This is a genomic window from Pseudomonas fluorescens NCIMB 11764, assembly GCF_000293885.2.
Lineage (GTDB): Bacteria > Pseudomonadota > Gammaproteobacteria > Pseudomonadales > Pseudomonadaceae > Aquipseudomonas > Aquipseudomonas fluorescens_B.
Window position 1 is genome coordinate 1,107,179 of sequence record NZ_CP010945.1, and the last position, 16,511, is coordinate 1,123,689.

Annotated in this window: 13 protein-coding genes and 1 pseudogene; all 14 read right to left on the reverse strand. The window is 52.1% G+C overall.

What is annotated here, in order from left to right; all coding sequences use genetic code 11:
• Positions 1-626 precede the first annotated feature (626 nt).
• A complete protein-coding gene (locus B723_RS05100) occupies positions 627-929 on the reverse strand; it encodes a hypothetical protein (RefSeq protein ID WP_017341685.1) in 303 nt (100 codons plus the stop codon).
• 375 nt (positions 930-1,304) lie between these two features.
• The gene (locus tag B723_RS05105; protein WP_017341686.1) at positions 1,305-2,567 is read right to left on the reverse strand and encodes a hypothetical protein; all 1,263 of its coding nucleotides are present in this window, start codon (positions 2,565-2,567) and stop codon (positions 1,305-1,307) included.
• A gap of 2 nt (positions 2,568-2,569) precedes the next feature.
• A complete protein-coding gene (locus B723_RS33895; RefSeq protein WP_274521489.1) occupies positions 2,570-2,791 on the reverse strand; it encodes a nucleoid-associated protein in 222 nt (73 codons plus the stop codon).
• Between the two features lie 17 nt (positions 2,792-2,808).
• A complete protein-coding gene (locus B723_RS05110) occupies positions 2,809-3,702 on the reverse strand; it encodes a nucleoid-associated protein (RefSeq protein ID WP_017341688.1) in 894 nt (297 codons plus the stop codon).
• A 284-nt stretch (positions 3,703-3,986) separates the two neighbouring features.
• Entirely contained in the window at positions 3,987-4,244 is a 258-nt protein-coding gene (locus B723_RS34030; protein WP_017341689.1) for a BPSL0761 family protein, read from the reverse strand.
• A gap of 283 nt (positions 4,245-4,527) precedes the next feature.
• Complete coding sequence (locus tag B723_RS34035; RefSeq protein WP_075946966.1) at positions 4,528-4,920, reverse strand: DUF6957 family protein; 393 nt, start codon at positions 4,918-4,920, stop codon at positions 4,528-4,530.
• Between the two features lie 523 nt (positions 4,921-5,443).
• Positions 5,444-7,114, reverse strand: coding sequence for a TnsD family Tn7-like transposition protein (locus tag B723_RS31945; RefSeq protein ID WP_080370510.1), 1,671 nt, complete (start codon positions 7,112-7,114; stop codon positions 5,444-5,446).
• A gap of 273 nt (positions 7,115-7,387) precedes the next feature.
• Entirely contained in the window at positions 7,388-8,629 is a 1,242-nt protein-coding gene (locus B723_RS05125) for a TnsD family Tn7-like transposition protein (RefSeq protein WP_238588335.1), read from the reverse strand.
• Between the two features lie 9 nt (positions 8,630-8,638).
• Positions 8,639-9,112 (reverse strand): annotated as a pseudogene (locus tag B723_RS33595) (TniQ family protein); the annotation flags it as partial.
• A gap of 15 nt (positions 9,113-9,127) precedes the next feature.
• The gene (locus B723_RS05130) at positions 9,128-10,597 is read right to left on the reverse strand and encodes an ATP-binding protein (protein WP_017341692.1); all 1,470 of its coding nucleotides are present in this window, start codon (positions 10,595-10,597) and stop codon (positions 9,128-9,130) included.
• Positions 10,597-12,762 carry a Mu transposase C-terminal domain-containing protein gene (locus B723_RS05135; protein ID WP_017341693.1) on the reverse strand — a complete coding sequence of 722 codons (2,166 nt, stop codon included), beginning with the start codon at positions 12,760-12,762 and terminating at the stop codon, positions 10,597-10,599. Before B723_RS05135 ends, B723_RS05130 begins: the two co-directional genes overlap by 1 nt.
• Complete coding sequence (locus tag B723_RS05140; RefSeq protein ID WP_017341694.1) at positions 12,759-13,616, reverse strand: TnsA endonuclease N-terminal domain-containing protein; 858 nt, start codon at positions 13,614-13,616, stop codon at positions 12,759-12,761. Before B723_RS05140 ends, B723_RS05135 begins: the two co-directional genes overlap by 4 nt.
• Positions 13,617-13,895: 279 nt before the next feature.
• Positions 13,896-15,728 carry a glutamine--fructose-6-phosphate transaminase (isomerizing) gene (glmS, locus tag B723_RS05145; RefSeq protein WP_017341695.1) on the reverse strand — a complete coding sequence of 611 codons (1,833 nt, stop codon included), beginning with the start codon at positions 15,726-15,728 and terminating at the stop codon, positions 13,896-13,898.
• A gap of 1 nt (position 15,729) precedes the next feature.
• The gene (locus tag B723_RS05150; protein ID WP_017341696.1) at positions 15,730-16,506 is read right to left on the reverse strand and encodes a DeoR/GlpR family DNA-binding transcription regulator; all 777 of its coding nucleotides are present in this window, start codon (positions 16,504-16,506) and stop codon (positions 15,730-15,732) included.
• Positions 16,507-16,511 lie beyond the last annotated feature (5 nt).

Consider the following 16,511-nt stretch of genomic DNA (forward strand, 5'->3'; position numbering starts at 1 on the left):
CGACTTGTATCGTTGCAATTTGAAGATAACGGGGAGATGATTGAACAATTACAATTCTGTAATGTTCGCCTGTTTTTTCAAAATTAACTTTTTCGGCATGCCCCCAACCGATGGGTGGCTCTACCTTTACTAGGGCTTTTCTCAGGAGTACTCTTAACCAGCAGCACGAATCAACACCTGAAAGTGCGCATGCTCAGGAGCTGAAACCAGTTCTCGATGCATCGTCACAGCGAAGTCGAACCGAGATTGTTTATATTTTTGGCTCACCTGACCAATCTGACCATCACACAGCCTTATATGATTCAAGCAGTGACCGCGGTCAAGTTGGGATGCGGCAATAGCTGTACCCGGAAGGCGCTCGCCGCTAACCAAAATGAGACAGCGATAGCGGAAATATTCAGGATGTAGTGTTGTGGAGGTTTCCCATCCGCTTGTTCAAAAAACCGAGTATTTTTTAATACTGCTGGAGTTGTTTCTTTTGGACTTTATCAGCCAGTCCCTATTACGGCGCATACTGGTCAAGTTACATGCAAACGAATGTCTGCAAGAAAACAACTGGCTGGTCAGTGGTATTGCATAGGGAGCAAGAGCAGTGTAATGAAGCACGTTCTTTAACGATACGATAGTTACTGGATGGGTTTGACCGAGACCACATCGAAATATTTGAATTTCTTCTTTTTAGCTTCATTTTTTGCATCTTGTTCCGCGACAAGAGTACTCAGCGTGTTCGCATCATAAATGAATACGCTCACGTCGCCTTCGAAGTCCTTGGTAACATGCAGTGTCACCCTCAGCTTCGGTGATAGCGGTTTAGAGTTTAGTCGGGACGTTGGACTCGGCTGCGGCTTTGCGAGTACTACGGGGTCGGATTGTTTTGGGGAGCCGAATAGCGCCAAGCGCATATCCTCCTCATTCAGTTCATCGCTCATCTGGGATTTCTCGTCGCTAATGTAAGACGCGGGACCTTCAATACGTAGACTACGTGGCAACCTCCTGCTGACCGCCAACTGTGATGGCCTCAGGAGTTTCAAATGGTGGGTTTTCCTCTCTTAACGTTTATCACTGAACGATTGAAAACGACGTGGCCGAGGGATAAGCCAGATTTCCCGCAAAGCGCTGCCTTTATGAAAACCGCCGCACGCTCCAGCTCCGTTGAGGATGCTGCGTGCTCAGCCGCCACCTGTTTGTTGCGAGCATAAATTTTTTCCTCGAGCAATTGAAGACAGCGTGGATCATTATTCAACAGTTTGAACTTACTAATCCAATTTCACCTTAAAATTTTCCATAGAAATGAGGCAAAGCCTTTACGGGCTGAGAAAGTTCGGGACTACGTTGAGCGCGGAAAACACGACCGATAGGATGGTCATCAATAGCCATACGAAATCGTCCCAGTATTTTATCGAGGCCAGCAGCAAAGCCCCGACGATTGGCAGCAAGGACAGCCCCTTCAGCAAGCGAAAGGTCCCAGTTAGCGTTCGGCCCTGCTTGTCGACCTGGTCGATGGTGATCCTGAGCAAGCCCTGAAGTTTTGGGGGATAGGTTTTTATCTTGTCCTTAAAATCATCGAAGATGACATTGAAACTGTGTAGCAGGCGCTCTGTTTGCAGCATTTGATTGTGCAAGATCGCAAGCAGAACCACAGAGACCACTGCCAGCCCAAGGACAAGAATAAAACCTTCGAATTTTGAGGTTGTTTTCTCCAGCACAACCAGACCCGCCAACGATATCGGCAGGGCAAGCATCTTGCCCGCGATGTCGCCCAGTACCCCGCTAAGCTTAGTGCCATAGTCGATTTCAGCCTGGGCCACCTCGCGCCGGGCTCTCTCAAACGAGAAGCTATAGACGTAGGTTTGCAGATTCGCACGGTACGTGGCGAGGACCTCCCGCCACTCCCGCACGATCACCAAGAACAGATTCGGCTCGCTCTCAAACTTCTCGATGACGCTCGCCACCGCCATCCGAATCATCAATTTTCGTTCGGAGAGGTGCGCCTTGTTTTCGTTTTTTCGATTGAGTATTTCTTCCAACAAGCTCAGGTGGTTGAGCTCATAGTCAAGAACCTTGACGTCAACCTGGGTAGGCAACAGAAAAGTTCTCGGAGGCTTAGCCCCATCAGGAGGCAAGGCAAAAAACAGGTTATAACCATCTGGACTGCTGTCTTTGTCGACGCCGATCGCTAGCAGTGCAAGCAGCTCGATCAGCCGGCAGACGCGCCTGAGCGCCTTAATCGCCGAAGGTTCGGTGTCATCACTATCCGCCCAACTGAGCTCAACAATGTACACGTTACTCGGAAATTGGCCCTTGCCCAATGAGCCATTGCGAGCGACAAACTCGCCTAAGTTCGGGTAGAACCGGCCCGACTCGTTCGATGGCAAGCGAAACTCAATATCGAGAGAGTCAGCTTCTTCAGAGCAATGCTCGAACTTGCCATAGGCTGCGGGCAGGTCATCACACATTCGCAACGCACCGATAATGTCGGGCGTTGGCCTCCCCTCATAGCGGATGACCCCATCCTCAATGGTGGGCGCTCCGAGGGCACGGTAGAGAGCTACCACATTGGAAAACATTTTTAGCCAGCCCTAGCCAGCAATTCTTTCTCGATCACACCAACCAGTTCGGCAGTCAGATTGGACAGGGTCAACTTCTTCCGCCCCTCATCATAGTAAACGTCTGCGGCCGGATCCTTACCTAACGCTCCACGCTCGAATTGCAACGACCAGTTAGCAGCGTCCCCCTTGATACGGGTCTTCTCTTTCAGCGATTTCGCATTGACCGTAAAGTCGTCCGGCACCTTATGTTTCTCACTATTCAAATATCCTTCAACCCAACGATTTCATCCACTAAGTCAGCGGGTACGTGTGCGACAGCGACGTGGCAGATGGCGTCCAGGCGCGCGGACTTGCCTGCGGCCAACTGCTCCTCCAGATATTTGATCACCGCCTCTTTGGCCTTATAACCAAAGCTTTTTAACGCTTTGTTGTCGCGAAAAAACCGGGCAATGTTATCAATGGCATTTTTGGTAGCGCGTCCGGAGGCCACTCCTTTCGCACAACCCAGTGCAGAAATGAAATAGTCAGATGCCTGACTATCACGGCCGCGGCTGATGAAGCACAGGTAGGTTGAATCCACTTCATCCTCCGCGTCATCCTCATTCTGCTCAGGCGCAGCAGCGGCCGCAGCAGCCATAGCCTTTATGGCCACGAAGCTAGCCAAGTTGATCCTGGCGGCCTGCTGAACCTTGTTGAGATCGACTTCTTGAATTTCCTTCGGCACATAGTTTTCGTCCAGCTGAATACCACCGCGCTCCTTCATGCTGGCGACCAGGAAAAAGTCGGTTGCGCCCGAGGTGTACTGGGCGCAAAGGATGTGTCCACCAGTCGACAAGACTTGATTACCGGCTTGCTCCACCAGTTGGTCCATTGCCAAGTGGGTCAAGTCGATAAATTGCGCTTTATCATCTTGTACTTCTACGAACGCGGTGAAGCGCTCTGGAAACGGCCCCTGACGGTCATCATTGGCAAACTGTCCATAGACCACGCTGTTGCCTTCTTTGCCGATGAGGCCGTGGATGCCATTGACCAGAAAATGCAACGCAGGATTTTCAGTATCGAGCGCCACATCCTTCTTGACCACCTCGGAGATATAGCTGGTCTTGGCCAGCTTCTTGAAGCTGTGAATAATGGCAGTTTTCAGTGTGATCATAGGTCGAATTCCGTTCCGATAGTATCAATATGGAATCACTGAAAATAACACCTTACCCAACAAACTTCAGGGCTTATCTCGGCACGTGACACCGCCCAAGGGCTTCAACACTTAGGCAATGAGTAAGACCGTAAGAACCCATTAACTGTACATACATACAGCATAATGATCTATACCGTTCATCAACACGAGGGTCGGAGCGTTGAAGCGCGGACAGCACCATCTCGGATTGCCACAGACCATGGTCTCTATCATAGACTCAGTCTGAGGAAGTTTTTCCAACCTTATCCGTCAGTGCTGGAGCTCAACTGGGGAGTGTGGACCACTATCGCGAACTCTCGCGTTGGATCGCTCGGATCCTTTGTTTGAAGCAACTCTTCGAAGGAGCCGATCCCAAAGATCACCCATGGTTCTGGGTAATGCCGCAGGAGGCGTTTTGCCTGCTGACGAACAGATTCTGGGAGGGTCTGATCTCTGGACAGCTCACGCAAGAACTCGCCTGTTTGGACGATACTCCGGGTACGCTCGCAGGGCATGGTCATGTGTTGCCACTCCGCTAGAATTTGCGCTTAACCTTAGAAAACCACCGCCATCGCCGATGGATTCTGGGAGTGTGAATCATTCGTTTGAATTATAGCAAGCACGCCGCTCGGCTCCTCTGAAGTAGACAGGCCACCCCTTATACAGCCAGGTTCTAGGGGGCGATTGCTGATACGTGGCCAACACTATGTCTTGGTAAGCACCGGAAAAATATAGGGATGGCTGAGGCGGACGAAACCTAAAACGCTGAACGTCGATGACTGCCACATTGCGCACCAGTGACTTTCAGTACAGGCTCTGCGCGACGTCCAGGTCTGTTCGTACCCTTCGACCGGGTCCCATCAACACATAAACGGTGTTTTTTGTCTCGAACAGGCAATCATGGGTGAACGAAACCCCCAATGAAGTTCTTACCCAATGACCGCGAGGGAAACGTCCTTTGCTATCGTGGATAACACATAAAGCGTTGACCAAAGTGGGAGTGACTCCTCTTCTCACAACGGCCTTTAACTGACGGGGGGAGACCGCTATATCAACCACTGTCCAATCAGCGACTAGGCAATAGGCGCGTCCAGGGAAGTAAAATCCGACCAGAGCCACGGCGTCTGAATGAGCTAGCTCACATCCAGGTAATCTTTCGCCACCGGAAAGCAGTTCGACTAGGCCCGCCAGATTCATTCGTCCCTCCGACTCACCTCAAAAATCGAGTCGAATAATCAATCACACCAGTCAGCATAGCTGCGCGTAAAGCGCCTAGTCTAAACGCGATGAACAGCACGCAAAATTTGACTCATCTCCTCGAAAGCTGATGCTTAGCCCGGTCGCTATGGTCTGATTCACCCCGCGATACCTCTGATCGCGGGTTCACGTTTTCAAGACCTACAGCTCTACGTATCTCTCGCCTCACTGAACACCACTATTTCGATCGGTGGTGTCGCCGGCTGGAGTGGCTTACGCCAGTTACCGACGTCATACCATTGCCCATGCTTGAATCCCACTTCGGGATCGGTGCAAATGGGAGTGAAGCCGGGGCGTCATGAATGCTGACGTCTGCGGCATTGAGTGGGGCGATATCGGCGCGTCCAATGCCCCGTCGATATGCAATTGGCGTCGGTATAAATAGTGACATCCACTGCCCAGCAATACGCCTCAGAGATCATCGGATCCACAGCAGTACTGTGCCATTCCATAAAAATATCTACTAGAGCTTTGAATTGGACGCGATCATCTCCATGTATGCATTGCCACCCATGGGAATATCATAACCTGGTGGCCCTTCCCATTGCCGCGAGACGCCGGTATTTCTAAGCATAACTTCACCATCAATACCTTCCTTAACCATGTTGTCTAAATCCCACTCGAAGTGATTTATGAGAGCTTGGCAAGCCACATGAGGTACTGTAGTCAATAATTTTAAGCTGGAGCTGTTTGGGGGTAACTTAAGCCTCGCGATCTCCGACATCGTCCATATCATTCTCCGTAACCGGAAATGCCAAAGAGATTCTAGATGAAGCTCAAGTTGTTCTGACACCAACGGAAAAGACTTACGAGTCGCACGCTCCCTACTTACTTTTCGCGGCAAAAGTGCAAGCATGTTACCGATATTTACTCGAACCTGTTTTTGGGCGATGCGGTACAAATTCTCAACGCCTTCTTTAAGAATAGTTGCGTATTTTTCGTCCTCATCGCTCACCACCGACTCGACACTGTTCTTCTGCTTTACGTCCCTTGTAATTTCACTCAATAACCAGTCTTTATCGTTTTCGTTGAGCCAGCGTGTTACTTGATAAGCATTGACCCAAAGATAGTCCATACCAATACCTGGCTTAACCTCAAGTAGTATTGAGATTTTTTCTCGATAAGCCTTTTTTTTACTTTCTGGCAAAGCTTTCTCTTTTAGACGAACCGTCGGGTTTGCCGAGCTAGTAAGTAGAGACTCTTCTGCCAAGCATTTCTCAAATTTTTCTGCACTACCAAATAGATGTAGAGATATTAGAAGATGCCGCGCCAGCGGCATATCGATTTGACCTCTTGTTGTCGATAGCCGAATCCATTGACGTCGGATACCGGCTGCGTATGCTAGGTCAATTTTCGAAATAGTATCATCGCCAAACTTATCACGAATACTGCTAAATAATTTAGCAGTGCCAATCAGATTCCCATGAACAAACCCACGCTTCTTTGCTTGACGTCGATAACAGGCAGCCAAAATCTTATAATCCACCGATGGCAGATTGCGTTGCAGAATATCATTTACAAAAACTGCGTACTCTCGTTCTTCAGATGAGGCTAGTAAACGGTTCGCAGGTTTAATAGCGTTCCACCCACAAACACAATCTTCGGTTAAATTAGGTAATAACTTGTTTCTACGAAAGAAAGGGTGAGAACAATTCGGACAAGATTGAAGAAGTTCCTCGCCGTGCCGCCAGCAGGCCGTAACGCCCGGTACATGATGAGCTCGGTGCCAATATGCGTAACCTGACTCTATGATGTCGGCTTGCACACAGGCTAAGCAAATCTTTGCTCTGCTATTTTTAGTGCCCTCCCACCTAGGCACACGAGCAACATCTGACAAAACTCTGTCCCGTTCCTTAGATGGGTCTTTTGATAACCCTATAAAAGGCTTGTATGCAGGAAAATAAGTATTAATTTCAAGCAATTCATTAAAGTTGCTTTCTTTAACTCCAGGTAATCGAGACGCAAGATTCCCTAATTGCTTTGGTATAAACGAAAGTTGAAATGGGGCAACGTCAAAAAGATCACGAAACGTTTCTGCCTCGGTTTTGTTTCCGGACAAAAAATGGTACCTCGTAATACGAGATAACAGGGTCTCGTCGGGCATCGATATTGGAAAAAAAAGAATGCTGGACATGATTAGCCGACTTTCTAGCGTGGGTTCAGGTAGGACGCAAGTCCTGTGAAGGAGTACTTTTATCACATATCACCCTGTACCCAGGCAAGGATTTTTATGAACGCAACACAGTAGCTAACAGCCACCAACTACTACTTTAAAAAATCAGCCCATTTTTATTCGGTTTCACAATATAATACCGAACACATATAAATACCCTTCGTGTATTGCTTCGCCAAAACCTCACACAGGGAATCTACGCACTGCTCATTTACGGGGCTTCTGGCGACGGAGTTACAGAACAATATCCATACGAGAATCAGAATGCAGTCCCCCTGTGCGCGGTTTTCTGATACACGCTGTTCGATATATCGATGATTGAGTAATTGGTTTGCCGTCCAGTTTTAGCTTACGCTCTGCCCAGCTCAAACGCCTCCTATGGAATGCATCCAGGGTTTCGCATTCGGCTGCTAGGGCAGCTGCACAGTGCGGCAGCTTGTTGAGCTGTTTTTCAAACCTAGACAACATATGAAGCTCTCTGCCTATTTTTGTCCGTGAGATACGGACAGGTTTTCCTGGAAGCGTTCGTAACATTTCAGCGCATTGAACCACTTCGTTGGCAAGGTTACGGTCGAGGTCTTTGAATCTTTCTGCCTGCTGTCCACATGGTCTGTGGGCTTTACCTAGCTCTTGTGTACGCTCGGACAGCCATTGCCGATCGTTTCGATGAAGCCACACATAATCTCGACACTCATGAGCTAGGCGAGCTATGTAGTCCCCCTCAAATCGATTCCTCCTATCACCCAGCTGTTTCGAAAGCCTCGCCTCTTTCCATCGGCCTGGTCCATCCGAAATCGTGCGTATCGCTCGGTAAACGCACGCAACCGAGCTCCCCGTTTCTGACGCTATGGTCTTCGCGTCAGCCCCCGAGAGTGCCCGCGTCCAGATCGCTTCAGATGCCTCACTCATATACTCATTGGCGCTTGCCCCATGGATTTGAGGTCCGTTGGCCGCGCTATCCCTAGAAGTTTCGGTATTGCCTGTTCGGTTAAGCGGCCCGGTAATAGGCCCGTTCTGCCGCAGTATCCTTTCCATGTCGACCTTCAGCGCGCAGGCCAGCAGGATAAATTTCAGCGGATGATGGGTGCCCCTCGGCTTACGCAAAAGCTTCACAACCCAGGCCGCCGGTATATCCGCAGACGATTTGCTCAGTATCGAGTACTCCCCTAAGGAGGGGAGAGCCTCAAAGAACGCAGACATGTGCCGCGCCAATCTGCCTAAGTGCAGCCGACCAGTGTCGGAAGCCATTTCCAAGGCAATAGCGCTATCCAGAAACACCGATCGAATCGCATCAGGAGATAATGGAGGAACATCGGTCTCAAGCACCTGCATCGAACGCCGTGCTATTTCGTGCAGAGCACTTTGTAGATTTTGAGGGATGTCTAACGAAATGGAGTGAGACTGAACGTCCTCATCGTCCGGCAAGTGCATTCTTCGAGAATTTCGGCTCAACCAGCGGTAATCAAGGAACTTCAACGGGGTTCCATGGTGTGGACAGATCAAAACGCCTGGAAGCTGATGCACACGGTGCCAGTACGCTGCTCCCACACAGGCCATGTCCTGGTTGATACAGTCGAAGCACAATCGCACTCTCGAAGCGAACTCGAGTCGACTCGCGATTAACCCCAACCTTAGCATCAACCCCTCGCCATTTCCCGCCATCAAGGTATTGGCGTCGTCCACTTGTTGCTGGGTCAAAAAAGGTTCGTAGTAGGGCAGCTGCGTATGGCGCTTTATAACCCCGGCTAGCGATAAGCCTGTGCCGCACGGCAGCGCCTCGGCAAGCTCAGCTAGTCGACATGGAAAAGCCACGTTCTGCGAGAAGAAGTTTGCGGACTGCGCTCCATCGAAAACTGCTCCGCAGCTACGTACGCCACAGAGCCGGGCGTATCTTGAAAGGACGCTGTGAAGCGTCTCATCGTGAAACACGGCCGGAAAGAAATGGAATTTGAGCCCCATTTCGTCACCTTTTATTCACCCCTTCCGATACAACGGAGAGAACTCAAATAGATCTCTGTTTATCCAACCGGCGCTCTTCAACGCCTCAATGGAGTCTTCACTTTCACTTAACGCCTGTGCCTCTGACGTCTCAACCGCCACCGCCGAAGGAGGCTGCGATTTGAGTGGGTTAACGGGCGCCGCATTAGGCTTTGGGGCACTATTGTCGCTGCGACTGATGACACTGCGCAGCAACGCCAGTCGCTCCGGCCGAGCCAAACCATCGAACGCCATCATGTCGCTTAGTTGGTCTTCAATCGGAAGCAAATCGTCGAACTGCCGCATCCGTTTCGGATCTCGGCTTCGCAGGGCGGACAAAGCTGGCTTCAATATTTGCATCTTGGTGTTGCTCACCAACGCGATTGTCTCGGCGGTAACGCATTCCGAACCACTCTGGATCGCATACCTCTGACTGAGCACCAAAAGCTTCACCAAAAAGTCGGTGACGCCTTGTGTATGCTCATACAGCGCATCAAACACTTCTTCGGTCAGTTCGACCGGCTGCTGGTACCACTGATAGCTCCAGAGGTTTTCAACGAGCATTCGCCACTCGTCATCGTCCTTCTCAAAGCGTTTAAATTCGAGTACCCCGACGCCGCAGCAACGCCGTGCGTTGCGCATGACGTCCGAAAATAGGCTAATCATCGAATTTGTCCCGATGAACACCACGGGAATGCCGATGTTGTTCACTAGATGGAGGAAGAAATTCAGCATGTTGTCCTTGCCCCCAGTTTTCGCCAGGTGCAGGTTCTGTAGTTCGTCGATCAACAGAGCGCCGATGAAAAATGTACTCGCAACCTGCTCCATTTGTTGCAACGAGTCATTGATGTTCCGAGCCCGATGCCGCTTGTAGTAATCCTCATCACCTAACGCTCGCCCGACCGCATAGAAGAATTGCTGACAGAAGCCTGCCAGCGACCCATCTCGGGGGCAGTCAAGCTTGAGCCAGGTGATCTGGGTATGAACGAACTGCTTTCCTTCATAACGCTCGTGTCGGATCGTTTGAGGGTAGAGACTCAAAATGGCTTCGAGGGCGGTGGACTTCCCAATGCCACTAAGGCCAACCAGACTGAACGTTTCGGCAGTGGACTTGAATCCATCGTGGTAGCGCTGTGCACCCGAAAGCGAGTGTAGATGTCTGACAGTGTCTGGAGAAGTCGGGTTGCGTCCGACGTACCCTCGTCGGACCAGCAATGAAAATACGGACTCCAGATCCATGTGGACAATCAGAGGCTGAACCACCGTCCTCAACCGGTCGATACAGTGGATCCGAGTCGAACGGTCAAGGGCGAGCTCTTCTGGATCAACAGGACGGGGAAAATTCGAGATCAGTTGGATTGCTACCTCTTCTGAGAAGATAGGTGGCAGCGCTTCGATGAGCGGATTTCCCGCGTAGTCCGCTATCGCCTGCTTGGTGTAGCTTGCGAAAACTTGGGCGCCTTTCATTAGTTTTGTCCTGGGCGGAGTCGTTTGAGCATATCGATGACCTGAGCGCTGCGAGGGCCGGCAAAGTTCTCCGAGCGTTCTGGGGCGGTCTCTGCCTTCTGCCCAGGCGGGTCAATCCTCACACCCTCTGGCACATGGGCGGTCTCCCGCTCCTTGAGGCGTTCAACAGCGCGGTTCTCACGAATATTTCCAATCATCTCGGCCTTGGTCGCAGGGACTGGCTCTTCTTTTCGCTCAGCCATCGCACCACTGACGATTTGATTAACCTCCTCTAGAAGCGAAATCCGACTCTCCAACTCAGCGCGTTTATGAGCCGGTGGAGCCTGGCGGTAAGCTTCGAGCAGGTCGAAAATTTCATCGGATCGATAATCAGCATACTTGTGATCGGACTTACGCAAATCGCAACGGATGAACTGTTTGTTGTCGCCCCGGATCCAAATATGTGCCGCGGAATTTGGATCATACCAACACTCTATAGACCAAACCCCGCGGCTACGGGCTTTCGCAAACCAGTTGTTCTCGATCGCTACATCACAGACATAGTGCATCCCTCGGAATAGCACACCACCCTTTTGCACCGTTGCTTGCTCGCGCGGAAGCAAATGGAGATAGACCAGCTCGTCGGGATGATTGTTTGGTTCGACGTGGCCATTTTCCAACGCCCAAGTCCAAATACCTACCGGCGTCGGGTCGACACCGTCGTTCATCATCTCTTGAGTGAGCCTGTCGGGCTGCCGGTTGAAGCGGTTATAGTGAAGGACGCACTGGATGATGATCTTAGTGAACTCTTTCATGCTCAGCGTCGCGTCGAGTCGGTAATCTCGCTCGCCACGCTCCTTCTCCCTGGCCGCTACGCCACCTGGTAGCCACCTGATGCCCGTCAAATCGTTCAGGATACCGAACCGACTCTCCACCATCGACTTCCAGTCCGGCCGGTAAGGCGGAGCGATTCCCAGCTCGATATTCAGGCCAGTGGCAAGACCTTCAGCTGCTTTCCCCAACATCTCGCCTCGATCAGCGTAGATGTGATGCGGGAGGTGGTGACAGGCCCATTCTTCGGGATCGATTGTGACCCCGTTGGTAGCGCAAAACTGAACCTTCGAAGTGAAAGCGTTGAACAGCGCTTGCCTGGCTCCGTTCCAGCTCGGCCCCTCCAACCCGATGTAGAGACCGACGATCATGCCGGAGAAGCTATCGATGACGACGTACACCACCGGCCGTCCAATGAGCATCCGCCTGGAGTAGCCGTTCACGAGATAAATGTCAGCAATGGTGGCATCGATCTCAAACTGATGGCAGGGGCCACGAAGCCAGTCACGCACGGTTCCAGAAAGGGGGCGGCAATCTTTTAGCCACTTCCGCATTCCCTTACGCCCGCGTTCAGTTTCAACTTCGTCGAAATATTGCTTTCCCCAATAATCGAACTGCCTGAAGGAAGGAATTTCCGAATCGGGTAGGAGGCGACCACCCGATTCTGGATTTTTCGAAAGGTCTTTCGCTGTGTAGAACCTTCTAAGCATCTCGACATAGGCGCTGGTTATCGTAGAAGTCTTATCCCCCACGAATAACGAGTAACCGACACGGATACAGCGCTTATCCACGGCATCAATAAGCTTGGTCGGCGAAACGGCAATACCTTGGTATCGTGGTTTTCTGCCGGGCGGTTTTGCGGGATCATACTTGCGCTCAGGAACTCCGACGCCCGCGTAGTTTTTCAAGAGCGCATTTCGAACCTGGCCATTGATCCAGTAACGGTACAGAAGTCGATAGATACTCTTGCGCTGCATGCCAAGCTCAACAGCTCTAGCGCCCACCATTCGCCCCATCTCATCGGGAGCAAATATCTGACCTGGGTAATCTGAGTCGATCAGGGGAGCGATGATGTTCCACTTTTCATCCCTTTCCCGCTTCTTTTTCTCATCCAGGTCATCCTCTAGCACTAAGAGAAACTCAGGCGTAACAACCTTGGATGGCTTCGTATCGCCTGCTATGACAGAGCCGCGAAGCTCTTCCAAGCCCAAACCAATCGGTTGGCGTGGCGGGTCCGTTAATTGGATCAAAACTACCGCATCGTATCGCTCACTGAGATACAAGACCCTAACGATACCAGGCACGACGGAAAACTCAGTGACCGGTTCAAAAATATCATTGACTTGGACTTTCATGATAAGCCCTCCGCCGCCAGTGAAATTTTTATTGGGTTTTCGATGATTTCAAAGGTTGGTAGTAGTGCAGTCATTTGAATGGGAGTACCAACCAAATCTACGTTGATCGACTTGGACCATATCAGGTGATGATATAAAGCCCGAGAATCTTGATAGGAGATAAATAAACGTGCGGCAATCTTTCGCAGACTTTCAGCAGTACTCCAAGGGTATGGACGGCAGCTAGCTAAGTGCTCCAGAAAATCTGAATGTAATGAGGGCTCTACCAAAGCGCGCGGCAGCTGAGCGAATTTCCTGAGCAAGCCTAAGTTTTTGATCAAATCGGGACTGAACATTTCTTCAGTGACAATGGCCCAATCAACGTGTTGACCAGCCCAGAAACGCTTTTCGATCTCAAGTTTTTCCAACGTTCTCCTGGCTTGTTTGCCTTCGAGGTCGCTGCGGTATTTGATTGTTCGTGCTACGGATTTAAAGCTGCCATCGGGCTTTTTTATTGTTAATAAAAAATCCGTGGTCATGACGTAAGGAAGCACTGTCTTCGGATACCTGGGGTATCGCACTCCGATAGAGCTAGCGATTGCTTGAGCACTTTCTCGCGGCAGCAATGGATACTGCTCGCGTATATCCACAACATCTTCCGAAAATTCACATACCAAAAAATAGGCGCGTTCTAGGTCAGAAAAGAGGTGATGGAGGCGATCGATCTTCACACCTTGGATCTTATGGGAGCGTCCTCTGGAAGGCACGTCTTGGACGCGCAGCCAGGGCAGATAACTGGCACCAGCACCGCTACCGAATCCATTCGTAATATGCCGCTGAATATCTGTCTCAGACGAAAACCTACGACCGCGCAATGCTACCTCCTTCGTCCGCCGGGACCGCCTCTCCTCGCCCTGAAAATAGTTATAGGAAAAAATCGTCCACCATCTGCCGATGGTACAGCGCTCTTTAGCCTACTCCCGGAGCGGGAAGAAGCGGAGAATCTAGACCGACGGCTCAGCCCAAAAATGGAAACCCCCGTAGATACGGGGGTTTCGGCCTTGTGTCAATCTATGTTGCGTCGTGTCAATCTTTATTGTTTTGTGTCAATCTTTATTGTTAGAAACCAGCCCCTTGTTTCAGCTGTGGATAACTTATTCCACCGTCACCGATTTCGCCAGGTTACGCGGCTGGTCAACGTCCGTGCCTTTCAATACCGCGACGTAGTACGACAGCAACTGCAGCGGAATGGTGTAGAGGATTGGCGACAGGATGTCGTGGATGTGCGGCATGTGCACAACATGGGTGCCTTCGCCGTTGGTCATGCCGGCCTGCTCGTCGGCGAAGACGATCAGTTGGCCGCCACGGGCGCGGACTTCCTGAAGGTTGGACTTCAACTTCTCCAGCAGTTCGTTGTTCGGCGCCACGGTCACCACAGGCATGTCGTTATCCACAAGCGCCAACGGGCCGTGTTTCAGCTCGCCGGCGGGATAGGCTTCGGCGTGGATGTAGGAGATTTCCTTGAGTTTCAAGGCACCTTCCATCGCCACCGGGAACTGCGCGCCACGACCGAGGAACAGCGTGTGATGCTTCTCGGCGAACAACTCGGCGATTTTTTCCACGGTGCTGTTCATCGCCAGAGCTTCGCCAAGACGTGTTGGCAGGCGACGCAGTTCTTCGACCAGAGTGGCTTCGACGCCTTTAGCCAATGTGCCGCGAACCTGACCCAGGGACAGGGTCAACAACAGCAGGCCGACCAGTTGAGTGGTAAACGCTTTGGTCGATGCGACACCGATTTCGCGACCGGCATGCGTCAGCAGAGTCAGGTCGGATTCACGCACCAGCGAGCTGATGCCGACGTTGCAGATAGCCAGGCTGGCGAGAAAACCCAGTTCCTTGGCGTTGCGCAGCGCAGCCAGCGTGTCGGCGGTTTCGCCGGACTGGGAAATGGTCACGAACAGGGTGTCGGGCTGCACCACCACTTTGCGGTAGCGGAATTCACTGGCGACTTCGACCTGGCACGGAATGCCGGCCAGTTCTTCGAGCCAGTAACGGGCAACCATGCCGGCGTGATAACTGGTGCCGCAAGCGACGATCTGCACGTTACGCACTTTGGCGAACAACTCGGCGGCCTGTGGGCCGAACGCCTGTACCAGCACGCCGTTCGGGCTCAGACGACCTTCGAGGGTGCGTTGCACAACAGCCGGTTGTTCGTGGATTTCCTTGAGCATGAAGTGGCGGAATTCGCCCTTGTCAGCCGCTTCGGCGCCGTCACGGTACTGTACGGTTTCACGGGTGACGGCATTGCCGCTGACGTCCCAGATCTGCACGTTGTCTCGACGAATTTCGGCGATATCGCCTTCTTCCAGGTACATGAAACGGTCAGTGACCTGACGCAGGGCCAACTGGTCGGAGGCGAGAAAGTTTTCCCCCAGACCCAGTCCGATCACCAACGGGCTGCCACTGCGGGCAGCGACCAGGCGATCCGGTTGATCGGCACTGATCACGGCCAGACCGTAAGCACCGTGCAGCTCTTTCACGGTGGCCTTGAGCGCCACGGTCAGATCCTTCAGATCCTTGAGTTTGTGATTCAGCAGATGGGCGATGACTTCGGTGTCGGTGTCCGAGGTGAACACGTAACCCAGCGCCTTGAGTTGTTCGCGCAGGGCTTCATGGTTCTCGATGATGCCGTTGTGCACCACTGCCAGATCGCCGGAGAAATGCGGGTGCGCATTACGCTCGCACGGCGCACCGTGTGTGGCCCAGCGAGTGTGAGCGATACCGAGGCGACCGATCAGCGGCTCGGCTTCAAGTGCCAGTTCCAGCTCGCTGACTTTGCCTGGACGACGCATGCGCTCAAGCTTTGCATCGTTGGTGAAGATCGCCACACCGGCGCTGTCATAGCCACGGTATTCGAGGCGTTTGAGGCCTTCGAGCAGGATGGCGGTGATGTTACGTTCTGCGACTGCGCCGACAATTCCACACATGCTATTTCTCCTGACTGACAGCCGCGCAAATCAAAGTGATGCCGCGGGCCTGAATCTGATCCCGTGCCTCAAGCGGCAGGCGATCATCGGTAATAAGGGTATGGACACTGCTCCAGGGCAGTTCCAGGTTGGGAATCTTGCGGCCGATCTTATCGGCCTCGACCATCACGATCACTTCGCGGGCGACATCGGCCATGACCCGGCTCAGTCCCAGCAATTCATTGAAGGTGGTGGTTCCACGTACCAGGTCGATGCCATCGGCGCCGATGAACAACTGGTCGAAATCGTACGAGCGCAGAACCTGCTCGGCGACCTGCCCCTGAAAGGATTCGGAGTGCGGATCCCAAGTGCCGCCCGTCATCAACAGCACCGGTTCGTGTTCGAGTTCGCTCAGGGCGTTGGCGACGTGCAGGGAATTGGTCATCACCACCAGGCCAGGTTGCTGCCCCAGTTCGGGGATCATCGCAGCGGTCGTGCTGCCGCTGTCGATGATGATCCGTGCATGCTCGCGAATTCGCGTGACGGCAGCGCGGGCGATGGCCTGCTTGTATTTGGAGACTGGCTGACCGATGTCGGCCACCAATTCCTGAGGCATGGTGACGGCACCGCCGTAACGGCGTAGCAACAAGCCATTGCTTTCGAGCGCCGCCAGATCCTTGCGAATCGTAACTTCCGAAGTTTCGAAACGCTTGGCCAGCTCATCCACACTGACTTCGCCCTGCTCATTGAGCAAGGCGAGGATATTGTGACGACGTTGGGGAGTATTGCGTTTCGACATGGCTT